Origin of the sequence: Actinoalloteichus fjordicus, from assembly GCF_001941625.1 — a bacterium.
Taxonomy (GTDB): domain Bacteria; phylum Actinomycetota; class Actinomycetes; order Mycobacteriales; family Pseudonocardiaceae; genus Actinoalloteichus_A; species Actinoalloteichus_A fjordicus.
Genome location: NZ_CP016076.1, coordinates 3,258,668 through 3,283,702, shown reverse-complemented (window position 1 = coordinate 3,283,702; position 25,035 = coordinate 3,258,668). Strand labels below are relative to the sequence as shown.

The 25,035-nt window shown below is 70.2% G+C and carries 18 protein-coding genes; 8 read left to right on the top strand and 10 right to left on the bottom strand.

From position 1 onward, the window contains the following. Positions 1-186: 186 nt before the first annotated feature. From UA74_RS14550 to UA74_RS14535, 4 genes are read left to right on the top strand one after another with little or no spacing between them, the layout of a single operon-like run. Positions 187-1,215 carry an iron-siderophore ABC transporter substrate-binding protein gene (locus UA74_RS14550; protein ID WP_075740790.1) on the top strand — a complete coding sequence of 343 codons (1,029 nt, stop codon included), beginning with the start codon at positions 187-189 and terminating at the stop codon, positions 1,213-1,215. A 14-nt stretch (positions 1,216-1,229) separates the two neighbouring features. Further along, a complete protein-coding gene (locus tag UA74_RS14545) occupies positions 1,230-2,342 on the top strand; it encodes a FecCD family ABC transporter permease (protein WP_232237763.1) in 1,113 nt (370 codons plus the stop codon). Next, the gene (locus UA74_RS14540) at positions 2,339-3,427 is read left to right on the top strand and encodes a FecCD family ABC transporter permease (RefSeq protein ID WP_198043029.1); all 1,089 of its coding nucleotides are present in this window, start codon (positions 2,339-2,341) and stop codon (positions 3,425-3,427) included. Before UA74_RS14545 ends, UA74_RS14540 begins: the two co-directional genes overlap by 4 nt. Further along, positions 3,424-4,320 (top strand): ABC transporter ATP-binding protein, encoded by an 897-nt coding sequence (locus tag UA74_RS14535; protein ID WP_083683209.1) that lies wholly within the window; start codon positions 3,424-3,426, stop codon positions 4,318-4,320. The genes UA74_RS14540 and UA74_RS14535 overlap by 4 nt, the downstream gene beginning before the upstream one ends. Positions 4,321-4,376: 56 nt before the next feature. Here UA74_RS14535 and UA74_RS14530 read toward each other — a convergent pair whose 3' ends face one another. From UA74_RS14530 to UA74_RS14500, 7 genes are all read right to left on the bottom strand, one after another. After that, positions 4,377-4,997: an L-threonylcarbamoyladenylate synthase gene (locus tag UA74_RS14530; RefSeq protein ID WP_075740789.1), complete on the bottom strand. Its 621-nt coding sequence runs from the start codon at positions 4,995-4,997 to the stop codon at positions 4,377-4,379. A 405-nt stretch (positions 4,998-5,402) separates the two neighbouring features. Continuing rightward, positions 5,403-6,611 carry a COG1470 family protein gene (locus UA74_RS14525; RefSeq protein ID WP_075740788.1) on the bottom strand — a complete coding sequence of 403 codons (1,209 nt, stop codon included), beginning with the start codon at positions 6,609-6,611 and terminating at the stop codon, positions 5,403-5,405. 151 nt (positions 6,612-6,762) lie between these two features. Beyond that, the gene (locus UA74_RS14520) at positions 6,763-8,658 is read right to left on the bottom strand and encodes an alkaline phosphatase (protein WP_075740787.1); all 1,896 of its coding nucleotides are present in this window, start codon (positions 8,656-8,658) and stop codon (positions 6,763-6,765) included. Between the two features lie 587 nt (positions 8,659-9,245). Beyond that, positions 9,246-10,202: a hypothetical protein gene (locus UA74_RS14515; RefSeq protein WP_232237762.1), complete on the bottom strand. Its 957-nt coding sequence runs from the start codon at positions 10,200-10,202 to the stop codon at positions 9,246-9,248. Further along, positions 10,199-11,578 (bottom strand): hypothetical protein, encoded by a 1,380-nt coding sequence (locus tag UA74_RS14510; protein ID WP_232237761.1) that lies wholly within the window; start codon positions 11,576-11,578, stop codon positions 10,199-10,201. Before UA74_RS14510 ends, UA74_RS14515 begins: the two co-directional genes overlap by 4 nt. After that, positions 11,575-11,883 carry a DUF6403 family protein gene (locus tag UA74_RS14505; protein WP_075740786.1) on the bottom strand — a complete coding sequence of 103 codons (309 nt, stop codon included), beginning with the start codon at positions 11,881-11,883 and terminating at the stop codon, positions 11,575-11,577. Before UA74_RS14505 ends, UA74_RS14510 begins: the two co-directional genes overlap by 4 nt. 423 nt (positions 11,884-12,306) lie before the next feature. Then, positions 12,307-13,224 carry a helix-turn-helix domain-containing protein gene (locus UA74_RS14500; protein ID WP_075740785.1) on the bottom strand — a complete coding sequence of 306 codons (918 nt, stop codon included), beginning with the start codon at positions 13,222-13,224 and terminating at the stop codon, positions 12,307-12,309. 158 nt (positions 13,225-13,382) lie between these two features. On the opposite strand from UA74_RS14500, the gene UA74_RS14495 reads away from it, so the two are divergent. Then, on the top strand, positions 13,383-14,876 hold the full coding sequence (locus tag UA74_RS14495) for an aldehyde dehydrogenase family protein (protein WP_075740784.1): 1,494 nt from the start codon (positions 13,383-13,385) through the stop codon (positions 14,874-14,876). Positions 14,877-15,225: 349 nt separating this feature from the next. Here the strand turns inward: UA74_RS14495 and UA74_RS14490 are convergent, their stop codons facing one another. Further along, positions 15,226-15,444, bottom strand: coding sequence for a hypervirulence associated TUDOR domain-containing protein (locus tag UA74_RS14490; protein ID WP_075740783.1), 219 nt, complete (start codon positions 15,442-15,444; stop codon positions 15,226-15,228). A gap of 640 nt (positions 15,445-16,084) precedes the next feature. Here UA74_RS14490 and UA74_RS14485 point away from each other — a divergent pair. Together UA74_RS14485 and UA74_RS14480 are read left to right on the top strand one after the other, a co-directional pair. Continuing rightward, positions 16,085-20,026 (top strand): Dyp-type peroxidase, encoded by a 3,942-nt coding sequence (locus tag UA74_RS14485; RefSeq protein ID WP_232237760.1) that lies wholly within the window; start codon positions 16,085-16,087, stop codon positions 20,024-20,026. 700 nt (positions 20,027-20,726) lie between these two features. Continuing rightward, positions 20,727-21,899, top strand: a complete 1,173-nt coding sequence (locus UA74_RS14480; RefSeq protein ID WP_075740782.1) for a type I restriction endonuclease — start codon at positions 20,727-20,729, stop codon at positions 21,897-21,899. A gap of 332 nt (positions 21,900-22,231) precedes the next feature. On the opposite strand, the gene UA74_RS14475 is transcribed toward UA74_RS14480, so the two are convergent. Then, the gene (locus tag UA74_RS14475) at positions 22,232-23,053 is read right to left on the bottom strand and encodes a serine hydrolase domain-containing protein (RefSeq protein ID WP_075743823.1); all 822 of its coding nucleotides are present in this window, start codon (positions 23,051-23,053) and stop codon (positions 22,232-22,234) included. A 196-nt stretch (positions 23,054-23,249) separates the two neighbouring features. Beyond that, entirely contained in the window at positions 23,250-24,488 is a 1,239-nt protein-coding gene (locus UA74_RS14470; protein WP_075740781.1) for a D-arabinono-1,4-lactone oxidase, read from the bottom strand. A gap of 148 nt (positions 24,489-24,636) precedes the next feature. Here UA74_RS14470 and UA74_RS14465 point away from each other — a divergent pair, with 148 nt between their 5' ends. Further along, a complete protein-coding gene (locus UA74_RS14465; protein WP_075740780.1) occupies positions 24,637-25,032 on the top strand; it encodes an effector-associated constant component EACC1 in 396 nt (131 codons plus the stop codon). Positions 25,033-25,035: the final 3 nt, after the last annotated feature.

Here is a 25,035-nt window from a genome sequence, read left to right as displayed (position 1 = left end):
TGACGCCGACCACCGTCCGACACCACCGAACCGATCTTGCGGTTAGGTTAGTCTAACCTTCATCAACCATGCATGAAGTGCGATTGCGGCCCGCAGGCGTCTGACGCCGCGTGCCGCACCCGCATTGTGCACCGTCGGCGCCGACCGACGTGCATCACCTACTGGGACGAGAACGAGGAACCATCGATGAACTCCGCGCTGGGTCGACGTCGGACCGCAGGTGCCGTGATCGCCGTGGCGGTCGTCGCACTCGCGAGCTGCTCGACCACGACTGAGAACGGCGGCACCGAGGCAGGCACAGGTGACGGGACGTTCCCGGTCCTGATCGAGAGCGCCCTGGGCGAGGCGGAGATCCCCGAGAGTCCGGAACGCGTCGTGACGCTCGGGCAGGGCTCGGCGGAAACCGCCATCGCCCTCGGTCGCACCCCGGTCGGCGTCGAACGCTACGACTGGGGCAGCGACGAGACCGGTTACCTGCCCTGGGTGCACCAGGCGATCACCGAAACCGGTGAGGAGCTGCCGGAGCAGTTCACCGGCGGCGAGGACATCGACTTCCCCGCGATCGTGGAGCTCGCTCCCGACGTGATCCTGGCGCCCTGGTCGGGCATCACGCAGGAGCAGTTCGACATCCTCAACGACATCGCCCCCACCGTGGCCTACCCCGGCCTGGCCTGGAGCACCGACTGGGACGAGCAGATCGAGCTCATCGGCCGGGCGCTGGGCATGTCCGACGAGGCGGCGGCGCTGATCACCGACATCGAGGACCGGTTCGCCGAGGCGGCGGCCTCTCGCCCGGAGTACGCCGACGTCACGTTCTCCTACGTCTACACCACCGGCCCCGGCACGCTCGGCGTCTTCCTGCCCGACGAGCAACGGGTCGCGATGGTGAGCAGGCTGGGACTGACCGTCGATCCGGTGGTGGAGACCTTCCCCGAGACCGAGGGAACCGATTCGGCGTTGATCGGCCTGGAACAGGCCGACCAGCTCGCCGAGAGCGACCTGGTCTTCACCTTCTACTCGGACGCCGAGACCCGCGAGCAGATCGAGGGCCAGCCGTTGTACGCGGCGATTCCCGCCGTCTCCCGCGACTCGCTGGTGGCCAGCGACGAGAACCCCTTCGTCACCGCCTCGTCGATGATCAATCCGCTGACCGTCCCGTGGACGATCGACCGCTACCTGCCGCTGATCGACGACGCGATCTCCCGGATCGGCTGACGGACCGTACTGACGTGGCCTCCGTCTCCCCGTCGTCGAGCGCCTCGGTGACGAGTTCCTCGGCGACGAACCCCTCGACGACGTCCGCTCCGACCGCGTCCGCCCCGCCGCCGCGACGCGGCGGGGTTCGCGGCGGCGGCACCCGGCGGTACCTGCTGCTGCTCTGCGCGGGACTGGTGCTGCTGGCCTGCACGGTGCTCGCGAGCCTGGTCTTCGGCTCCAGGGTGACCACCCCGGCCGACGTGCTGTCGGTGTTCGACGGCACCGCCGACCCGTATCTGACCACGGTGATCGAGAGCCGGTATCCGCGCACGCTGCTGGGCGTCCTCGCCGGGGCGGGTCTCGCCGTCGCCGGAACCCTGCTTCAGGCGATCACCCGCAATCCGCTCGCCGAGCCGGGGCTGTTGGGCATCAACATGGGCGCGGCGGCAGGAATCGTGACGGCGACGATGTTCCTCGGCGCGCGGGCCGCCGTGACGACCGTGTGGTGGGCGCTGCCGGGTGCGATCCTGGCGGGTCTGCTGGTCTATGCGATCGGCGCGGCGGGCCCGGCCTCCGGGCTGGTCCGACTGGTGCTGGCGGGCGCGGTCGTCTCGGCCGTGCTGGGTGCCTACATCCAGGCGGTCACCCTGAGCCTGCCCGAGGTGTTCGACGGTCACCGGCACTGGGTGGTCGGATCGCTGGCAGGCCGGGACCTCGACGTGGTGCTGATGATCCTGCCGTTCATGCTGGTGGGAATGGCCTTGGCCCTGCTGTTGGGGCCCGCGTTGAACGCGCTGGCCCTCGGCGACGAGACTGCCTCGTCGCTCGGGGTCAACGCGACGCTGATTCGGGCGGGCGGGCTGGCCTCGGCCGTACTGCTCAGCGCGGCGGCCACCGCCGCAGCGGGCCCGATCGCCTTCATCGGCCTCGCCGTGCCGCACATCGGGCGCGCCCTGGTGGGCATCGACTTCCGACGACAGATCCCCTGCGCGCTGCTCCTCGGACCAACCATGCTGCTGGCCGCCGACGTCGTGGGTCGCGTCCTGCTGCGCCCTCAGGAACTCCTGGTCGGCGTGGTGGCGGCCTTCGCAGGGGCCCCGTTCCTGTTGCTGGCGGTACGCCGGATGAAGGGGGGCGCCTCGTGACACGTCACCGAGCGACCGCCGAACCGGTCGGGCAGGCACGGCCGGTGCGGATCGATCCCAGGCCCGTGCTGCGACTCGGCCCGGCTGTGACGCTGCCGGTGCGGCCGAGGTCGTTGCTGCTCGCGCTGATCCTGGTGCTGGCGACCCTGCTCGCGGGCGCGGCGACTCTCTCACTCGGGCGGCTCGGCGTCCCACTCTCCGACCTCTTCGCCGCGTTCACCGGTCGGCTCGACGCGCAGACGGCGTTCGCGCTGGAACGCCTGCGGGGGCCTCGCCTGGTCGTGGCGATCGGTACCGGGATCGCCCTGGGCATGGCGGGGGCGTTGTTCCAGTCCGTCGCCCGGAATCCCCTGGGCAGTCCGGACGTGATCGGCGTCGGAGCAGGCGCGGGAGCGGGTGCGGCGTTCTTCGCCCTCCTGGTTCCCGGCCTGCTGCCCGCGTCGGTCGGCGCGGTCGTCGGCGGGGCGGCTGCGGTGCTGCTGGTGTACGTGTCGACGGGCACCGGCTTTCGTGAACCCGGTCGCCTGATCATCGCCGGGATCGCCGTCGCCGCGATGGCGACCGCGTTCACCCACTACGTCGTGTTCGTGGTGGCCCGTGATCGGGCGTCGGTGCTGGCCGCATACCTCAACGGCAGCCTGTCGGCCCGGTCGTGGGAGCACGCCGCGACCATCGGCATCGCGCTCGCGGTGACGGTGCCGTTCGTGGCCGTCCTGGCAGGCCGGATCGCGGTGACCGAGATGGGCGACGAGCTGGCCGACGGATTCGGGGCCCGGCCGCAGGCGACCAGGGCATGGGCGGTCGTGCTGTCGGTGGTCTTGTCGGGGGCTGCGGTCAGCGTCGCGGGGCCGATCTCGTTCATCGCACTGACCGCGCCGAACATCGCCAAGCGGCTCTCGCGCAGCCCGGGCCCGAACCTGGCGCTGTCCGGCCTGACCGGCGCGCTGCTGCTTGTGCTCGCCGACCTCATCGCGCAACACTCCCCGCTGGGCGACGGGCTTCCGGTGGGGATCTTCACCATGGGAATCGGCGGGCTGTACCTGGGACTGCTGTTGATCCGCGAATGGAGGAAGGGCACGCTATGACTCCCCAGCACGGCCGCACCACGCGGCGGGCGCGGGTCGACGCCCGTGGCGCCGTTCCGTCCGACGAGTCCGATCACGAGGACGTCTGGTGTCTGCGGGCCGAGGGCATCACGCTCGGCTACGGCGGCGGCGAACCCGTGGTGCGGGATCTGAGCCTGGACATCCCGCGCGGCGGACTGACGGTAGTCATCGGGCCGAACGGCTGCGGCAAGTCGACCGTCCTCAAGGCGCTCGGTCGGGTGGTCGTGCCGTCCGAGGGCGACGTCCTCCTGCACGGCAGAAGCCTGCGGCGGTATCGCGGCAAGGCGGTCGCGCGTCGGCTGGCGCTGCTGCCGCAGACGCCGATCGCGCCGGAGCGGATCACGGTCCGGGACCTGGTGGGGCGTAGTCGCTATCCGCATCACTCGCTGCTGCGGCAGTGGAGCGACGCCGACGACGACGCGGTGGCCGAGGCGCTGGACCGCACCGGCCTGACCGACAGCGCGGACCGACAGGTCGGCGAGCTGTCCGGCGGGCAACGGCAACGGGCCTGGTTCGCGATGGTGCTCGCGCAGGAGACCGACATCGTCCTGCTGGACGAGCCGACGACCTTCCTCGACATCGCCCACCAGTTCGAGCTGCTGGAGCTGTGCGCACGACTGCATCTGGACGGCCGCACCATCGTCGCGGTGCTGCACGACCTGAACCAGGCCGCGCGGTATGCCACCCACCTCGTCGTGATGGCCGGAGGCCGCATCGTCGCGCAGGGGGCTCCGGCCGAAGTGCTGACCGCCGAGCTGGTCACCGAGGTCTTCGGCTTGGCGTGTGACGTCATCGTCGACCCGCATGCCGGGACCCCGCTGGTCATCCCGCTTCCCCGAGCGCGAGGGCCGCTGGCCGACGCGAGGGACTGACGGACGCCCCGCAGCGGCGCCGTGCCGCAGCACGGGCGCCGGGGCGGCCGACCGGGCTACTCGAAACGGCTCGGGTCGCCCGCGCCGCGTCGCACGATCACCGGCTCGTCCTCGGAGAAGTCGATCACGGTGGTCGGCTCTGTGCCGCAGTCGCCGGAGTCGATCACCGCGTCGACGACGTGATCGAGCTCCTCCTTGATCTCCCAGCCCTGGGTCAACGGCTCCTCGTGGTCGGGCAGCAGCAACGTGCTCGACAGCAGCGGCTCGCCGAGTTCGGCCAGCAGCGCCTGGGTGACGACGTGATCGGGAATCCGGACGCCGACGGTCTTCTTCTTGGGGTGCAGCAGCCTGCGCGGCACCTCCTTGGTGGCGGGCAGGATGAAGGTGTAGCCGCCGGGCGTCGACGCCTTGACCGCACGGAACACCGCGTTGCCGACGTGGACGAACTGGCCGAGCTGCGCGAAGTCGCGGCACACCAGCGTGAAGTGATGCCGGTCGTCCAGCCGTCGGATCGACTTGATGCGATCGAGGCCGTCGCGGTTGCCGAGCTGGACGCCGAGGGCGAAACAGGAGTCGGTGGGATAGGCGATCAGGCCGTCGGAACGCACGATGTCGACCACCTGGCCGACGGTGCGCCGTTGGGGGTTCTCCGGGTGCACGTCGAAGTACTTCGCCATCCGGGGAGTCTAGGGCCGCCGCACACGGGCCGGTCGAGGACCGGCTGCGCGCGGCACCGGGGTACGGCGGTGCCGGGTCACCCGTCCACGGCCTGAGGCTGGGGCGATGCGGCCTCGAAGGCGGCGTCGGACGGTGTAGATGAGGGGTACCAGCGACACAGCCAGCGGGAAGGGACCCCGCGACGGGTCGACGACCGGGTCTGCCGGGGCGGGACGGGCAGCCCACTCCGACATCCGCCGCGTCGGCTCAGCGTGGGGCGGCGACCGTCCGCCATGGACGAATCGGTGTCACGACGCGGGAGGGTGTCGACGCCCGGCAGCACGGAACCCGCCGCCCCGACGAGGCCGGGTCAGGTGCAACCGCCGTCGCAGCCCCGGCGTTGCCGAGGTGGCGCCGTCGGCGCCCTAGGCCTGCTCGCCCGCGCGCGCGGCCGCCAGCGCCTCGGCCACCCTCGCCTCGACACGGGCCTCGGCCCTGGCCTGTCCGCGTCGTCGGGCCACCCGCCACCAGAGCACGACGCCCGCCACGGCGAGCAGGACCAGAAGCTGGGGCCAGGGCAGCACCCAGGTCGAACTCGACGCCGACGCGCTCGTCAGCTCGGCGTCGACGACGTCCTCTCCGACGACGAGCGGGGTGACCTCGACTCCGGTCGTCAGGCTGCCCAGCGGCCAGACTCCGTCGACGACGACGCTGCCCTGCATCGACCGGCCGGGCAGGATCTCCCGGATCGCCTCGGGCTCGGCGTTGCGGCCTCCCCAGCCGAAGGGTCCCTGGACCGCCACGGCCTGATCAGCGCCGATCCGGACGTTTCCCGCATTGACGATCGTGTAGTCGACCCGCATGCTGCCCGGCGCGAAGGGGTTCCAGGACGGCATCGAGGTGATCTGGACGTCGTGGACGGCGAGACTCGGCACCACCTCGCCCGCGACGCGCAGGTGAATCCGGGCCCCGACCCTGGTCGTGAAGGCCATGGCGTCGCCGTCGGTGCGCAGCGTCGCCGTGATGCCCGCCGGATGGTCACCCGGTGTCGCGTCGGCAGGCGGGGCGATGACGACGGGCACGGTCGTCGAGGAGTCCGCGTCGATCTCCAGAACCACCGACTCGCCGGGGTCGTTCCCGTCGAGCGAGATCCAGGAGCCCGGACCTGCGACGGCGGCCGCAGCGGACTCCGAGTCGTCACCTGCGGGTTCGGCGTCCTCAGGGAGCAGATCGAAGCGGCCGTCGGCGGTCACGACGCCGTCGCCCGCGTGCACCTCGAACGTCGCCGGGTGGGGACTGAAGTTCGTGACCACCACGTGATCAGAGACCTCGCCGCCGGGCTCGACCTCGTGCCGGAAGGAGACCCGGCCGTCGGGCGCCTCGCCGTCGGAGGGCTCGACCGCCCAGGTCGTCCTGGCCTGCCCGTCGGACTGGGCGGGGACCTCGACGGGAGTCCGTGCCGATGCGATCACGGGCGGCGTCACCGTCATCGCGGCGATGAGCAGACAGGCTGCCGACGCGATCCGCTGTATCGCCGTCCTCGGCGGGCGCGGCGAACGGCCGTCTGCGATGCGGGGGTTGATCGTCGGCCTCGCGGCGGAGGCACGGCCGGGTCTGGGGTGAGCGGCGGTCATCAGGGCGTGTCCTTCTCCGGGAGCGCCCTGCGGAGCGGGCGAGAGGAAGAATCGACATCCCCAGCCGTCGACGGACCCGAGGACCGTCGACGGCTGAAGAGTGCATCGGGGAGACGGCCTCGCCGAGGAGATCGACGAGGAATCCGCCAGGTCAGTCGACGGGGAAGAGCGACACGGTCAGGCTGCCCTCGTAGTCGCCTGCTCGGGTGTCGACCGGCACCTCCAGCGCGAGGTCCGCGCTGATCTCGGTGGTGCCGAACCGAGCGTCGGCGACCGCGGAGGCGAGCGTCGAGGACTCGGCGAGGCCGGGGCCGCCGTCGAGCACCGTCGACACCGGGGAACCGACGGTCACGCCCGGCTTCTCGGTGACCAGGCCGGGCGTCCAGCCGACGTGCCCGGCGCGGATCACCTGCGGGCCCGAGGTGAGCGCCGCCGAACGGCCGGTGACCGTCCAGCCGCCGTCGCCCACCATGTCCTGAGGCCGTGAGTCAGTGACCGACACGGTCGGCAGGGTGCCGGTGGAACGGAGCCGGTCGCCCGCGTTGCGGGCCTCGCCGAGCTGGATCGCGTCGCCGTAGTCGGCGACCGACAGGGTCAGCCTGCCCGGCTCGGAAGCGTCCTGCCCCGGCACGGTGGCCCGCATCGGGATGCCGTCGTCCTCGGGTCCGTCCGCATACCCCCAGGCCTCGAACGCCACCCGAGCGACGTCGATGTTGTCCAGGTAGGCACCGCGCACCGGGTCGGTCCCGGTGGCCGAGGCGGCCAGGGCGTCCGAACCCGCGCCCTTGGCGAAGAGCGGGACGAGCTGATTCGTGTGGTTGCCGGAGAACCATGCCTGGTCGGGAAGCTGTCCCTTGGCTCCGGTGATCGGCGTCCAGGTCGGGTCGGACCGGCTGCCGTCGAGGTAGCCGGTCTCGTGGTCGGCGGTCACGATGACGAGGGTCTCGTCCCAGCTGCTCTCGGTCTCGACCCAGTCCACGACGGTCTCGACCGCGCGGTTGAAGTCGACCGTCTCCTCGATGTTGCGGGTCGTCTCGTTGGCGTGACCGGTCCAGTCGATGGCCCCGCCCTCCACCATCAGGAACAGGCCGTCCTCGTCCTGGCCGAGGACGTTGAGCGCGCCCTGGGTCAGCGTCGGCAGATCGGGGACGTCGTTGGCCGGGACCTCGAAGGGCAGCACCCCGTCGACGTCACCGGAGCGCGCCTGCTGAAGGGTGGAGGCGACCTGGGTCAGGCCGAGGTACTTCTCCGGCAGCCGCTCGCCCGCCGCGATCGCCTCGAAGTCCGCCTTGTCCTCGACCAGCTCGAAACCGGTCTGGCCGTCCTGCAGTCGGTTCCAGCTGCGCTCGCTCAGGTAGTCGTGGCGCGGCGTGTCCAACAGCTGGTTGTCGTCGTCGTAGAGCGGGTGACCCGCACCGACGATCACGTCCAGCGGCCCGGCGATCATCTCGTCGGAGATGTCGTGCAGGGCGTTGCGATTGCCGTTGTGCGCTCCCCAGGACGCCGGGGTGGCGTGGGAGAACTGCACCGAGGTCACGACGCCGGTGGCCTTGTCGATCTCGGCGGCACGCTCGGCGACGTTCTTGACGGCGTTGCCCTCGGTGTCGAGGCCCAGGACGCCGTTGTTCGTCTTGACGCCGGTGGCCAGGGCGGTGCCCGCCGCAGCCGAGTCGGTCGCGCCCTCGGAGATCCAGTCGAAGTCCGACCAGGCCGCGGTCGGGTCGTACTCCGCCCGCCCGTTGGCGGCGTGCGTGGACATGCCGACCTGAACGGGAAAGGACTCGTACACCTGGGACGGCGTGCCCGGCAGATGCTCGATGGTCCCGGCGGCCGGGTCCACGGCCACCTGGTGGTTGCTCGTGCCGTGTTCGTAGAGGCTCGCGGCGTCGACATGGTTGTAGCCCATGCCGTCGCCGATGAGGATGATGATGTTCTTCGGCCCGTCGGAGTCCGCCAGCGCGGGACTCGTCGCGCTCAGGGTCAGACCGACCATGGTGATGCCTGCGCCTGCAAGGGAGAGCAGACGTCTGGGGGTGCGTTTCGTCATCGTCTCGTTCCTGTCGGAAACCTCCGAGGGCCTGTACCCGGTGGGTACCGGCCGGAACAGAGCCAATCGGCCGAACCGAGCGAGGACGTGAACCCCCGAAGACACGGGTGGGAAATCGCGGCGACTTCTCCCCCATCCCTACCCGGTCACCAGCGGGAAGGGAACCACCGCGCGTCATCCGTCCGATGTCGACCTGGCCTCCGGAGTCGGCCCGACGACGGGTGAGAGTCACGAAAGCCGCGCGGACCGGGCGGGGCCGATGCCGGGCTGGTGTCGTGGCCGTGCGGTTCCCCGCCGCCCATCAGAGGATCGTCGGCTCCACCCGAGACGCGGGAGCGGAGACGCCGTCGGCAGGCTCGGCCGAGCGTGACCGCGACCCGCCGTGCGAGTCTCGTCGCCCACCGCCGCAGCCGTCGACGATGCAACCACTGCGCAGGGGCACCCGGCCCGGCCCTGCGCGTCGACTCCGGAGGAGATCGTCCGTCGACGACGGCCGCCGAGGAGGCGAGACTCGCGGCCTGCCGAGCGGCGGGGTGGCAGGGCGACGCCGCCCCGCACCCGAAGACCGGTCGCGGGGCTCGACGTCCTCAGCGGTCGCGCACCCGCAGGAAGGCCAGGGACCGACACCGCGCGGTCATCGCCTCCACCCGCGCCACCAGCTGCTCGACGTTCCGGCCCGACCCCGCGTCCAGTCTCGTGATCTCGGTGAGCAGTTCGGTGTAGTCCGAGACCACCCGCCGGTACCGGGCGGCGAACTCCCGTCGTTGCGCCGCGGTCTGTCGGGAGACCGGCGCCTTGCCGCGCCCCGAGCCGCCCGTGACCAGGACGTACTGCCTGTCGAGTTCGAGAATCTGCCCCGCCAGGACGCTCGCGGCAGCGGTCAGCTCGCTGCGTGCGTCGTCGACCGCCTCCCGACGACCCCGCCGCAGCACCGCAGACCGACCCGTCCGATAGGCGGTCACGTACACCAGTGCGGAGCCGAGCACGACCGCCGCGACCGCCGCGCCCGCGACGAGGTACCGGGGTAACGACGGACTGATGGTCCGCGCACCGTCCGGTACGGTCCCGGCCCGCACCAGCCCGTCATAGTTGATCGCGATGAGCTTCATCGCCTCCAACGGCTGGTCGACGAACTGGTCGATGCCGCTGCCGATCGTCATCTCCGCGACGAACGCCCGGCCGAAGTTCTCGTCATCGGCGTCGGGAAGCAGCGCGCAGCCATAGGTGGCGAACTCGTCGTCGTCCCGACTGATCATCAGCACCACGGTGCCGTTGGCCGCGCCGCGCACGCTGTGACAGCCCTCCCGCAGATCGGCTCCGGGCTCCAGGACCCCCACCGCCACCCGGCGATTGCCGAGGATCCGCTCCGCAGCGTCCTCGTCCAACTCGACGCCGGGTGCCGCGTAGACCGAGGAGGTGCGAAGGTCCCTGGCGAGGGGACCGTCGAGGATGCCGCCGGACCAGAGTGCCCAGCCCGCGAGGATCAGCAGGCCGAGGACGGCGAGCGTGAACCGTGAGTCGGAGAACCCGTGACGCCGCCTCATACCGGCCTGCCCTGCAGATAGTCGTCGGGCCGATAGTCGTCTCGCCCCATCGCCGTGGCGGTGTCGTCGAACTCGACCTCGGCCTTGTCCAGCAGCTCGTGGACGTGCCGCTCCGGCAGGTTCTGCCTTAACGCCTCGCGCGCGGCATGGAGTTGACTGATCCCCCTGGTCAGCGAGGGATCGCTCGTCTCGTCGGTCAGCGCGGACACCTCGACGGCCAGGGTGGTGAGGCCGGCCAGCCTGGCGGGCGCGGCGGTGTGGCGGACCCGGTCGCCTGCGGCTGTTCCGGCCGAGACCGGCCGCCGCAGCAGCCGAGACGACAACACGAGGAATGCCAGGACGCAGACCACGAACAGCCACGGCAGGGCGGGCAGCGCGACCCGCAGCGGATCGAAGGGCTGGTACGGCAGCGGGCGATCGAACAGTCCCGCATACCGCACGTCGGTCACCCGGTTCAGGTAGACGAAGAGGATGTTGCGCTGGGGGTAGGCGTAGGTGCTGATGCGCTCTTGGAACCGGCTGTAGACGCTCGCCGCGACCACGTCGCCGAAGTCCTCGGCGCCAGGGCCGTGGTACTCGATCCAATAGCCGTACATCACCACGATCGAGGTGTCGGGGAAGAGCTCCGCGAGCGCGGGTCCGTACCGCGCCATCGGCTCCCCGAAGGACTGCCGGGGAAAGGCGACGTACAGGGCGCCGTCCGGGAACGCCGATGCCGAGGCCTCCGCCGGGACGTCGGTCAACGTCGCACCCTCGGCGATGTACACCCCGCTCGCGCGCAGGTCGGCCGCGACCTCGGCCAGCTCCGCCTCGCTCGGCTCCCGCACCTCGAGCGGATCGCCGGGCTCATCGGGGCTCGGCTCCTCCTGCAACGCGGCGATCAGGGCGATCAGCATGCCCGTCACGTCTCCGGTGGCGAACTGGACCTGCCACTCCGGCAGGGTGGTGGTCGACACCCCGTACATCCCGCCGGACACCTCGGTGCCCAGCACCCGGATCGTCGCGTTCTCCACCTCGCGCACCCTGTCCTGCTCCGCCTCGTCGAGGCCGGGGGGTGCGACGAGGATGCGCACGTCGGAGTCGCCGATCGCCTCATCGACCCGGGTCTGGTCCCACTCGGCGATCGAGCCGGGCAGCCGCACCACCGGGTCGGCTCGCACCAGCTCCGTCATCTCCTCGACGGAAGGGACTCCCACGTCGCCGAGTTCCCCCGCCGAGCCCTCCTCGACGGGAGTCGACGAGGAGGGCGACTGCCCGTAACTGACGTCGATGCGCTGCTGCTGGGCGAAGAGGAAGACGATGAGGATGACGGCGGCGGCGGCGAGCGCGCCCCATCGCAGCGCGCCATGCCACCGGGACAGCACTCGTCCGATCACGGTCGCTCACCCCGCCACAGCCGGTCCGCCCGTCGGGCGTGTTCCGTCGCCGTCGACGCCGCCGCCACCCCGCCGTGCTCGGCGGCGATCAGCTCGGCGCGCAGGAGCAGGTCCTCCGCCTCCGGGACCCGCGTGACGGCAGCGTCCCGGCTCACGGCCGCGCTCGCGATCGCCGCCCGTGCCGTGGACCAGGACAGCCGTCGTCGCTGCCGCCTGCCCCGTGATCGGGGCAGCAGCGCCGAGGCGAAGCCTGCGGCGAGCAGCACCACCACACCGACAGGCCAGATCAGCCAGCTCAAGGACACGTCACCTCCACCCCAGGGTCGCGCAGCGCAGTCGAGTACCGCTGCGCTGAACCGAGTTCACCCGCGATCAACCCGTCGGCCCACGACGACGCTCGGCTGTTCGCACACCGGCGACGCCTGGCGTCTCGGCGGAGCAAGGCACCTGACCTGCGCTCGAGCGGGAGCCTCTCACGGTCGGCCTGCCGAACAGCCCGGTTCGAACGATTCGACGGCGTTCTGTGTCCGGACCGTCGCCGGAGACCTCCGTCGGGTGCGATGCGGACACCCGCCAGTCGCCGTACGAACACGACAGGTCACCGGCGTCGGCACTCGGGCTCCGGTTCGTACACCGATGCGCGGCCCCGATCGGCCACCCCGGCTGCCAGGAACCGTCCAGCCCGAGAAGAGGCCACGTCGGACCGTGTCGCCTGTTCCGGGTGCGGTTCAGTCCCGTTCGGAGCCGACCCGCGGGCCGAGCCCGAGGACCTCGGTGGCGACTCCTCGGGACGGTGTCGGCGGCGGGGAGAGCAGTCCTGCCAACAGTTGCAGCCGCTCGGCATCGGCGCTGTCCGGAACGGCGGTATAGGCCATGAGCACCGGTCCGGGGCGCCCCGGCAGCGGATAGGCGTCCCAGTCCAGCGTCAGCCCGCCGACCATCGGATGCCGGAAGGTCTTGGTGCCTCGGGTCTGCTCCCGAACGTCGTGCCGAGCCCAGAGCCGCCGGAAGTCCTGGCTGCGGACGCTCAGGTCGCCGACCAGCCTGCGGGCTCGAGGGTGATCCGGATCGGCGGCGACCGAGGCACGCAGCATTCCGATGTACTCGATGGCACTGGCCTCCCAGTCCGGGCAGACCTCCCGGGCATCCGGGTGGTGGAACAACGCCGTCAACACGTTCCGCTCGTGGCGGGCGGACCCGTCCAGGCCGCCGAAGAGGGCGCCTGCCAACGGGTTCCAGGCGAGTACGTCGAGATGACGCCCCAACACCATCGCGGGTCCGCTCATGGTGTGCAGCAGTCGTCGAGTCGTCTCGGGCACCTGCTCCGGTGACCGCCTGCTGCGTTCGGGCCGCACCGGACGTCGGACGGCGCGCGCGAGGGTGTGCAGGTGCCGAGTCTCGTCGTCGGTCAGCGCCAAGGCCCTGGCCAGCGCGTCGAGCACCTCGTCAGAGGGCCGAAGATGCCTGCCCTGCTCCATGCGCTGGTAGTAGTCGGTGCTCACCCCGGCCAGCAGGGCCAGTTCCTCCCGGCGCAGGCCGACGACCTTGCGGCGCGGACCCGGTTCGAGCCCGACGTCCTGTGGACGCAGGCGGGCACGGCGCGCGCGGAGGAACTCGGCGAACTCACGGGTGTCTCTGTCGTCCACACCCGCCACTGTCCTCTCGCCTGCCCCGCCGTGGGTGGGACCGGCGTTCCTAGGCAGGAAGTGCCGACCCGGCGTCGGCCAGAGGTCCGCAGAGTCGACGTCGAGCCGCGAACCCGATTCCGGCCCGATCCGCCCAGCTCGCACCACCTGGAGACGTCGTGACCACTCCCCCGTTCCTCGACGCGGCGACCCCGCGACCTCGCCCCGCGTTCCTCGACGACGGCCCGCACGGCCTGTTCATCGGCGGGCGCCTGCGGCCTGCACAGACTCAGGAGACCTTCCCGACGATCGATCCGACCACCGAGACGGTGCTGACCGCGATCTCGGCCGCAGGCACCGCCGACGTGGACGCCGCCGTCGCCTCGGCGCGGGCCGCGTTCGAGGCCCCGTCGTGGTCGGCGATCAGCCCACAGGCCCGGAGCAGACTGCTGTTCCAGATCGCCGACGTCATCGAGGCGCACCGCGAGGAACTCGCGACGCTGGACACCCTCGACATGGGTGCTCCGCTGGCGGGGAGCCTGCTGATGGTCGACCACGCGGTGGAGGTGTTCCGCCACTACGCGGGCTGGCCCACCAAGATCTACGGCCAGACCGGCCCCGGGGACCCGTCCCGACTGGACTATGTCCTGCGGCAGCCGCTCGGGGTCGTCGCGGCGATCACCGCCTGGAACGGCCCCATGCTCCAGACGTCGTGGAAGCTCGCGCCCGCGCTGGCCACCGGCAACACCGTGGTCCTGAAGCCCGCCGAGCAGAGTCCCCTGAGCGCGCTGCGGTTCGCGGCGCTGCTCGCCGAGACGGACCTGCCCGCCGGAGTGGTCAACGTCGTCACCGGCACCGGGCCCGTCACCGGCGCCGCCCTCGTCGCGCACCCTGGTGTGGACAAGGTCTCCTTCACCGGATCGGGGCCGGTCGGCAAGCGCATCCTGACGGCCTCGGCGGACACCCTCACCCGGGTCACCCTCGAACTGGGCGGCAAGTCGCCGACCATCGTGTTCGCCGATGCGGACCTGCGGGCCGCCGCGGCGACGGCGGCACTGGCGTTCTGCGGCGGCAGCGGCCAGGGCTGTGTCTCCGGCACTCGCGTCCTCGTCCAAGAGCCGGTCCGAGAGCAGTTCGGCGAACTCCTGGCCGAGGAGCTCGGCCGTTACGTTCCCGGTGATCCGTTCCATCCCGACACCGTCATGGGGCCGATCGCCCACCGAGAGCACTTCGACCGGGTCGTCTCCTACTTCGACGTGGCACGCGAGGACGGCGCCCGTATCGCTCTCGGCGGTCGACCCCTCGGTGAGACCGGGCTGTTCCTTCCGCCGACCCTGATCGAGAACGTCACCAACGACATGCGCATCGCGCAGGAGGAGATCTTCGGTCCGGTGGCGGCGATCATGTCCTTCACCGACGCCGACGACGCCGTCCGGCTGGGTGACGACACGGTGTACGGCCTCTCCGCCTCCGTCTGGACTCGCGATCTGTCCACCGCGCACCGCACCGCCGCGGCGTTGCGCGTCGGCACGGTCTGGGTCAACACCTGGGGCGAGATGACCAGCGGCACCATGCCCTTCGGAGGCTTCAAGGAGTCCGGCATCGGTCGCGAACACGGCACCGACGTCCTGGACGCCTACACCGAGACCAAGGCGGTCATGATGCGTCTCTGACCAGCGCGCCGATGCACCGCGCGTTCTGGTGCACCGCTCGCGGTGCGGCGTATGTCGCGGCGGCCTGGTTCATCGCCGCAGGCCCGACGTCGACGGCCTTGGGGAGCACCCGGCGATCAGCGCCGTCCTCCCCGAGGCTGTGCGGCAGGCAACGGAAGGGTCGCTTCGATCGCTCTCGACGCCGATACCGCCGTATCGAGTCGCTCCGACTCCCCGGTCGACGGATGGCAGCACGACGACCGCGCGTGAGGTCCGTGGCAGTCCCGTCACGAACGGGTGTGCCGGGCGCAGTGCGTGACCTCGGGTTCGACCGTCCGTCCAGGATGACGCGAGCTGACACCCCACCGCATCACGAACGTCGCCTGCGCAGTGCGTCCGGCCGATGCACGGCGTCCCGCCCGCTCTTGGCACTGCGCACGCGGTACTGCGGGTCGTCCGCCGAGGCACGCACGGTGCGCCCCGCCGCCTCGGTGTCGTCGGTGATCTTCTCGCGCACTTCGCCCGCCGCCGTACTGCCGTGGCTGCTCCACTCGACGGCGTCGCCGGGCGAGAACTCCTGTCGTGCCATGATCCGTCCCTCCTCCTTCTGGTCGTCGCTCGTCTCCTCGGCTACCCGGCCTGCGCGAGGGCGAATCCGGGCACCGCAGCAGCCGGGCCGGGCGCGAGCTCGCCCGTCGACATCCCTGCACCGATGACCGGGCGGCGGATTCGGATCGAGGCGTCGAGCAGAATGTGAATAGGAATCACGGATCAGATCACCCGGTCAAATCCCCCGACCGAGGGATGACACGGCGACGGGCCGACGACTAACTTGTCGGTTGCCTGACCTACGCACGGGAAACACTATTACAAGTAAGAATCTTCCCTTCTCGCGTCGCCGCTTTTCGGAGGAACCCGATCGCCGTCGTCGCCAGTCTCGACTGTCCGTCCGACGGCACGGCCGCTTCCTCGGCGCAAGCCTCGCGATGCCGTGCCACCTCGTCGTTCGCCCGGTAACGCGCGCCGACTCGTGAGCACTTGCCCGGACACCGAACTTCGGAGTGTCCGGCCCGACCCGAAGACAACAACCAGATTCATTTTCTGTGCGTTCTCGCTCCGCTGCGCATTTCAGACGTTCCCTCCAGGCGGCGACTCGACGCATTCCACCCGATCCGTGTCCGCGTGATACGCGGACGCCGCCGCAGCCCTGCGACGAGAAAGGTTCCCCCGTGCCCGATTCATCGACCAGCACCGACTCGGCGCAGACCACCGTCCCCAGCCCCCGCCCAGGGCCGACAGCCCGCCCCGTTCCCCCGGAGAACGTGTTGGAGGGACACGAGGTCTGGCGACATGTCCAGCCCGGCCTGGTCTATCCGTCGCCGCACGCCCTCTTCGCCACCTTCTGGCGAGCGCCGAACGGCTCCCCCGTCACCAGAGCACTGCTGTCCGGGGTGATGTCCACGGTCCGCGAGACGATCCACGAGCGCTACGGCGACGCCAACACGACGGCGGTCGTCGGCGTCGGTTTCCGGCTGTGGCTGGAGATCTGCGAGCAGGAGGGCGTCGCACCGCCGACGGGCATGACCATGCTCTTCCCCTCGGCGTCGAGCGACGCGGGCAGCACCTCGGACGTCTTCGAGCGATCCCGTGGCACCTTCGCCGATTCACAGGCCGATCTGTGGTTCCACCTGAAGTCAGACCGCGACGGCGACTGTGCCGCCGTGTTCGAACTGGTGTCAGAGCTGCTGGCCGACAGCGGCTGCGTCGACCCGGCTCGGACCGTGTCCCAGGAGGCGGCGACGAAGTCGGTACGCAAGGACAAGCTCGGCGGGAAGGTGCTCGGCTGTCGATTCTCCGAGAACCTGAACAACCCCACCGATCCGGTGACCATCGAGGGCCACACGATCGTCGGCAACGAGGACCCGGCGTACGCGGGATCCTCCTTCGTCCTCGCTCAGCGTTTCGCCTTCAACTGGGACCACATCCTCAACATGGGTCCGGACCAGATCGAGGATCTCGTCGGCCGCACGGCCGAGGACATCATCGTGCCGACCAGGGACGAACGCAGCCACATCAAGTGCTCCCGAGCGCAGGGCGACGCGGGTGACACGATGCGAATCCTGCGGCTCGGCCTGCCCTACGGCACCTCCGACGCCGTCAGTCGCGACGACCTGCGCCGTAAGGGTGCGAGCCTGCGTGACGAGCACGGCGTCTACTTCGCGGGCTACGCCAAGGACGTCCGCGTCCTGGAATCGATCATGTCCACCCAGATCGGCGACCAGCCGGGATACATGGCCGACCGCCTGTTGACCTCCGCACACGCCGACATCGGCGGCTTCTACTTCATTCCGAGTCAGACCGCCCTGGAGCTGGCGCCCATCACTCTGGCGAACCTGTCCGACGTCGGCTGGGACGAATTCCCCGGTATGGACTGGAATCGCCTCGACCGCCATTTCACCGAGCGGTCGCGCAACGGCTACATGTACTACAACCACCGCGACTACCTGTTCCGCATGACCACCATGGCCGGGGACGATCGGCAGCGTTTCCTGCCGCCGTCCAAACGAGTGCTCCGGCTGCTGAGCAAGACCTTCTCCCGCTGGCAGGACAACTGGTACTTCGACCGCGTTCAGCCGGAGCCGGGGCACCTGTCGGTCCTCGTGGCGAAGGAGTTCGGTGCCGAACGCGCGGCGGAGATCATGAACCGCCCGGTGACGGAGCGTATGGGCTGGGCCGTGAAGCTCAGTCTGGGCAGTGTGTTCGCCAGCAAGGAGTACGGCTTTCGAGGACGCACGACCGACGCGGCGGGCAACTGGGTGAACGGCGCCGACACCTATCACCTCGATCCACTGGAGATCATCGTCGGCGGCATGCCCGCTCTCGGGCTCGGCCAGGGCAAGTACGTCGTGGACTACATCCGGCAGGACGAGAAGCTCGGCAACTTCTTCCGCAACCTCGGTCATGCCTCCGGGGTCGGACACGTCGTCCCCGACTACCAGCGGCTGCTGGACCACGGGCTTGGCGGACTCATCGACGACGTCGCGACCCGGCTGGCCGAAGCGACCGATGAACAGAAGCGGCAGTTCTACCTCGCCACCCGCCTCGCGTTGGAGGGGGTCCAGGCACACTGCCTGGCCTTCGCCGACCTGGCAGCGGACACCGCAGCGGAGCTGCCCGTCTCCTTGGAGACCGAACGGCGCAACCTCACCGACGTCGAGGCGAGGATGCGGAGGCTCGCCGTGAATCCGCCGGAGAGCCTCGTCGAGGCCACCCAGTTGATCTTCACCCTGCACTCGTGCCTCCACCTGATCGGAGAACCGACGGCGATCGGCAGGCTCGACCAGCTCCTCCAGCCCTTCTACGATCGCGATCTCGCCCTGGGCGAGATCGACGACGACCAGGCACAGGAGATCATCGACTGCCTGTGGGTCAAGCTCGGCGAGAGCGTGCTCTGGAACCGCATGTTCGTCGACGATCACCAGCCGGACGGCAACATGGCGATGGGCGGCGCGGCGGGGAACTACCCGCAGGGCGGGTCCAACAACCAGTGGGTGCAGCAGATCACCGTCGGCGGCACGCTGGCCGACGACGAGCCGGGGGCAGGCAGGCCCGCCTACAACCGCATGACGATGCTCTGTCTTCGGGCGGCCCGCCGACTGCCGTTGAACGCGCCCTGCCTGTCCCTCCGAGTGCGGTCCGACATTCCGCAGGAGTACCTGGACGAGTCGGCACTCGCACTCATCAGCGGCGGTGCCCATCCGATCCTGATCAACGACGAGAAGGTCATCCCTGGACTCGTGCGCAGCGGGGAGGACATCGGCGCGGGCCGAGGGCCGACGGAGTTCACCCCGGTGGCCGAGAAGGCGGGGGAGAAGTGGCGCAGCACCGTGCCGCTGAGCGTCGCGCGAGACTACGCCTGCGACGGCTGCTACGAACCGCAGTTCGTGGGGAAGAACTGGTTCACCCTCGGCAACGTCAACACCCTGCAGGTCCTGGAGGCCACCCTCAATCAGGGCAAGTCGTGGCTGACGGCGGGACCGATGTTCTTCCGAGGCCAGCGGGTGTCGTTCACCTCGCCGAAGCCCGGTGAGATCGCCTCCTTCGACGAGGTGCTGGACCTGTTCTTCACCCACCTGTCCTGGATGTACGCCAAGCAGGCCGACGGAATGCTGGGACTGTACGGGCAGATGAGCGACGTGTGCCCGTCCCCGCTGCTGTCGGTCTTCGTCGACGACTGCGTCGAGAAGGGCATGGACTACTACGCGGGCGGCGCCCGCTACAACGTGATCGCGCCCTGCTTCACCGCGCTGCCCAACGCCATCAACTCGCTGTACGCCGTGCGGCGCCTCGTCTTCGATCCGACGACGGCGGTGACCTCCCTGCCGGAACTCGTCGAGGCGCTGATGTGCGACTGGGGCGAGTCCATGGTGGAGCCGTTCGTCAGCACACTGGCGGGCGAGGGCCGGATCGCCGAACGCGCCGAACGCTTCCGTGACATCCGAGCGGCCGCGCTGGTGCTGCCGAAGTACGGCCGAGGGAATCCGGAGGTCGACTCCTTCGGGAACGACTTCCTCCAGCGGATGTCCACGACGGTGCTGGGCGTGTTCACCGATCCCGCCGCCCCGACCGCGCGCACCATGGTCGAGCTGGCCGGGCGGTACGGCACGGCCGAACATCCCTTCGGTCTCCAGATGCAGCCTGGGGTCGGCACCTTCGAGAACTACCTGGAGTTCGGTGCCGCTGCGGGGGCGTCGGCGGAGGGACGCCGTGCCGGCGAGCCGCTGGCCACCGATCTCAGCCCCACGCCCAGTCCCGGTGACCGGCCCGTCGACCATCAGGATGCCGAGTTCCTGACGGTGTTGAAGAGCCTCAGCGGCGCGGGTTCCGCCGAGCTCTGGGACACCGCGCCCACCGACTTCAACATCAGGGAGGACTTCGATCTCGGTGTGCTGAAGGAGGTCCTTCGTACCTTCGCGCAGGGCGCCGGGTCCAATCTGCTCACCGTGACCTGTGCGAACCCGGAGACCTTCGCCGCGGCCTGCCGTGATCCGGAGAAGTACGACCTCCTCCGGGTCCGGATGGGCGGCTGGTCGGAGTTCTTCATCTCGATGTTCCCCGAGCACCAGCGCACCCACGAACGCAGGCCGTTCAGCGTCGAGCCGATGCGGTAGCCGCCGTCGGGTGCATCGGGGCGGCGGCCGTGTCCCCCACCGGACCGCCGCTTCCCCGATCACCTCACTCGCCGGGCGGAGAGCGGGTAGGCGCAGATCGCGTCCTGCGGTGTTGCCCTCGGCGTCGGGGCGCACGACCCACCGCGAGTCGACAGCCTCCGACTGCTGGTCGGAGAGGCACCCGTCCGCCGACCGGGTACGCACAGTGGCCCAGCTCTCGCCGTCGTCGTAGGACACCTCCACCGTCAGCTGGGTGACGTCCCCGGTGGCATCGTCGACCCGTTCCGAACGGCGACGCGATCGCGCCCGCCTCCCCTCCCCTCGCATCGCAGATCAGCAGGGCGGCCGAGGCGACCGGCTCACCGCGGGCCCGTCACTCGCCGGGGAACGTCGTGCCGTACCGGCTTGTCCCGACATCGGTCGGACAAGCGGAGTCTGTCGAGTCGGTGTCCGTTCCAAATCCGAGGGGCCGGCCGCCTCATCGGTCGGGAGCGGCCTCCTCGCCGAGCGAGAACCGGCGATGACACGAATACGAAACAGCCCGGTGACAGAGCGGTCGACTTCGCTAACACCGGGCCGCGCACTCTCGATCCAGCTCGTGCAGTTGATCGAAGGCCATCCCGCCGCGAATACCGGATTCCCGCGACGAGAGAACCGACGCACTGCGCGAGCTCATGTTCCCGGCGAGAGGATCAGCGGCATGGACATTGCGGAGCGGACGCAGGAACTGGCGCTGAAGGTCCATCAGCACAAGGGGAGCGTCGAGACGGAAGAGGCGACGAAGAATGCCTTCGTCATGCCCTTCATCAGCTCCGTTCTCGGCTACGACGTCTTCAATCCCGCCGAGGTGATCCCGGAGTTCACCGTGGACGTCGGGATGAAGAAGGGCGAGAAGGTCGATTACGCCATCGTGCACGATGGCGAGGTCCAGGTGCTCGTCGAGGCCAAGAAGGTCAACGACCCGCTCCGCATCGAACATGCCTCGCAGCTGTTCCGGTACTTCGCGGTCACGAACGCACGAATCGCAATCCTGACCAACGGCGAGACCTACCACTTCTACACCGATCTCGACGCACCGAACCGGATGGACGACAAGCCGTTCCTGATCTTCGATCTCACCGACATCGACGAGACGCTGTTACCGGAGTTGGCGAAGCTGACCAAGGAGTCCTTCGATCTGGACTCCGTGATCAACGCCGCGGGCGAACTCAAGTACGTCGGAAGGATCAAGCGGGTCCTCGCCGCGCAGTTCACCGAGCCCGACGACGAGTGGGTTCGGTTCCTGACCACTCGCGTCTATGAACGCTCGTTCACGCAGCGCGTCCGTGATCAGTTCCTGCCGCTGGTGGACAAGGCGATGCGCCAGTTCCTCACCGAACAGGTCAACGATCGTTTGAAGACGGCCCTCGGCTCCTCGGGCGGATACGTCAGCGGCCGGGTCGCCCCGTTCGACGACATGGGTGCGGCGGACCTCGGCGGGCCGACGATCACCGACTCCGGCGAAGCGCCTGCGGACGTCGACGAGGAGGCAGGTGAGGCACGTCGCGGCATTCTCACGACCGAGGAGGAGCTGGAGGGCTTCCGCATCGTCCGGGCGATCGTGTGCAGCGAGGTGCAAGCCGCTCGGATCACGGCTCGAGACACCAAGACGTACTTCGGCGTGCTGCTCGACGACAACAACCGCAGACCGATCGCGCGACTGTGGTTCAACAGGTCTCAGAAGTACCTCGGCGTGTTCGACGCGGCGAAGAACGAGACGCGCATCCCGATCACCCACGCCGAGGAGATCTACCAGCACGCCGATCAACTGCGTGCGACCGTCGCCCGCTATCTGACGGGTTCGAACGGCGCGGCAGGGTCGAGCGCCGGGTAGCCCGCCGACACGAGCCGCCCGATCGCCGCCGCACCGAAGGTGCGGGTCTCCACGTCACCGGCTGCCGCGCCGTCGGCAGGCGGCGATACGCCCGACGAGTCCGGGGCGGCAAGGCGGCGGCGTGCCGCACTCGCGTCGCGGAAGGTCGATCATCCGAGCCGACTCGGACGTCTCGCAATGGTGGCACAGCGATCGGTGCGGACCGGCTCAGTCGCCGAGCCGCCCGCGACTGGTCTCGACTCCGTACGGAGCGACGCCGGACCGTCGACCGGCCGAGCTCGGCGCAGCGGCTCGCTCAGCCCGCGCGCTGAAGACCACCAGGTCAGGAGGCCTCATGATCGCCCACGCAGTTCGGTGACCAGTGCATCGTTGAACTCGGACCAGGCCCGGATCGCCCACCGGCCGAACACGCGGTCGGTCAGGGCGATACAGGCGACCTTGAGCACGGGGTCCACCCAGAGGAAGGTGCCGGACTGACCGAAATGGCCGAACGTCGACGGCGAGGTGAGCGTCCCGGTCCAGTGCGGCTCCTTGCCGTCGCGCAACTCGAAGCCGAGGCCCCAGTCGTTGGGACGCTGCATCCCGTAACCGGGCAGCACTCCGTCCCGGCCGGGGAACGCCACGGTGGTCGCCTCGCTCACCAGCTCCGGTGACACCAGCTGCGGCGACTGCAGTTCCGCGGCGAATCGGACCAGATCGGCCCCGCTGGCGACGGCTCCCGCCGCCGGGCTGCCGGCCAACACCGTGCTCGACATTCCGAGCGGCTCCAGCACCGCCTCGGCCAGGTACGACGCGAAGGAGATCCCCGACGCCTCCTCGACCGTCGCCGTGAGCAGGTCGAACCCGCCGTTGGAGTAGACGCGTTTCGCGCCGACCTCGGCGACCGTCGTGCCGCCCTCGAAGGCGAGGCCCGAGGTGTGGGCGATCAGGTGGCGCAGCGTCGAGCCTGCCGGGCCCGCGGGGTGATCCCACTCCACCGCGCCCTCTTCTACGGCGATCAGCACGGCATAGGCCGTCAGCAGCTTGGTGACCGAGGCGAGCGGGTACACCCGGTCCAGGTCGCCGTACTGCCCCAACAGCGCACCGTCGGCGCCGACCACCGCGATCGTCGCGGTGTCCACCGGCCACTCGGCCGCGATCTTCGGGCTCGTCAACTGCTGCAACCGCTCCACGCGACAGACCCTACGAGACCGGAGCAGGCTGGACCGCCTGCCCCCGTCTGCGGACGCCCACCGCGCCGGGTTGCCCGGATCCGACGGCGACAGCAGCGAAGCCGTCGGCGCCTCCGCCCACCGATCGCCTCGTCCCGGGACACGCCCGGCCGTCGGCGAGCCGCAGGCTCGGCGAGCGTCAGCCGAACCAGCCCTCGACGAGGTCGTTGCGGAACCTCCTCGTCGGGTCGTGCCTGTCGAGGAGGGCACGGAAGTCGTCCCAGCGCTCGTATCGGGCGCGCAGCACCTCCGGAGGCAGGGCGAACAGCTTCCCCCAGTGCGGCCTGGTCGCCCACGGCGCGAGGGCCTCCTCGATCCGCAGCACGATCCGGCCCACCGCTGCGGCGTCGGGCCGCCAGGTGAAGTGCACCGCCACGCTGGGTCGTCGGTAGGTCGGGCTCAGCCAGTGCTCGTCGGCGTCGATGGTGCGGATCTCCGAGGTCAGCAGCACCGGGGCGAACTCGGCGTGCAGGTCTGCCAGCGCGCGGAGCGCCTCGGGAGCGTGCTCGCGGGCGACGAAGTACTCGGACTGCAGCTCCGCTCCCACGCTGGGGGTGAAGTCCGCCCGAAAATGCGGCAGCCGTTCGTGCCACGGGCCGGGCTCGCCGAGTTGGGTCGTGCAGTGGTGCGCGGGCTGGCCGGGCACGGGGTGGCGGGGCTCGGTCGCCTCGCGGGCGCCGGTCCAGCGCAGGTCGGCGGACGGGTCGCCGGTGCGCACCTTGGTCCACACCTCCGCCGTGCCGCTCCAGGTGGTGAACGCGCTCACGCTGTAGGCACAGGAGAGCACCGCGTCGAGATTCGTCACCAGCGCCTCCCACGGCATGTCCTGGAAGACGCGCTGTGCCACGTCGAACGCCGGACACACGGCCAGCTCCATCGCCACGACGACGCCCAGCGCGCCGAGCGACACCACCGAGCCCGCGAAGTCCTCGTCCGTGGTGTCCAGCCGCAGCGTCGAGCCGTCGGCAGTGACGAGGTCCACCGATCTGACCAGGCCCGCGAGGGAGCCGATCGCCGTACCCGATCCGTGGGTCGCGGTGGCGCAGGCCCCGGCGGCCGTGATGTGCGGCAGGGACGGCAGGGCGGGCAGCGCCACGCCGTGGGCGTGCAGCCGGGCCGCCAGCTCGGCGAGCCGCATGCCTGCGCCGACGCGCACGGTGTCCTGGCGAAGGTCGAACACCGCAGGCAGGTCGTCGAGCGAGATCAACGTCCCGGTGGTGTCGGCGATCCGGTTGAAGGAGTGGCCCGCGCCCACCACATGGGCCGAGCGGGAGCCGGTCACCAGCTCTCGAACCTGATCGACGGAACGAGGCGACTCGACCCGGTCCGCGGCGAAGGTGACGCTGCCCGACCAGTTGGTGCGCGTGGTGATGGTCACCGCCGTGATTGTGCCGCGTGGCGGACGACAGGTCGACCCGTCCGCGTGAACGACGTCCGCCCGCCGATCTCGACGAGCCTGGCCCCCGACTCCGTCGCGGACGAACTGTTCGAAGCCGCCTGATCACCCACGGTGGCATGATGACCTCATGCACCCGATCGACCGCTCCGCCGACGCGATCGCCCCTGCCGCGCTGAGTCTCGCCGTGCGCGGACCCGGGATGTCGGACCAGCTGGGCGCACTCCGGAACTGGCTGGTTCGGGAGAACGCGCTGCGGGGCAGACTCGAGCTCCGGCGCCGCCCCGGCGCCGAGGGCGAGATGGGCGCGCTGGCAGACGTCCTGCTGGTGGCACTCGGCGCCGGGGGAACCGGCGCGGTGGTGGCCCGGTCGATGTCGACCTGGCTGGTCCAACGCCGATCCGACGTCACCATCACCGTCACGGCGCCGGACGGCCGACAGGTCCACGTCGACGTGCAGCGGGCGCGGAATCCGGTGGCGGTGATCCGCGAGGTCGAACAGCTGACCGCACCCGAGCGGGAGTGAAGG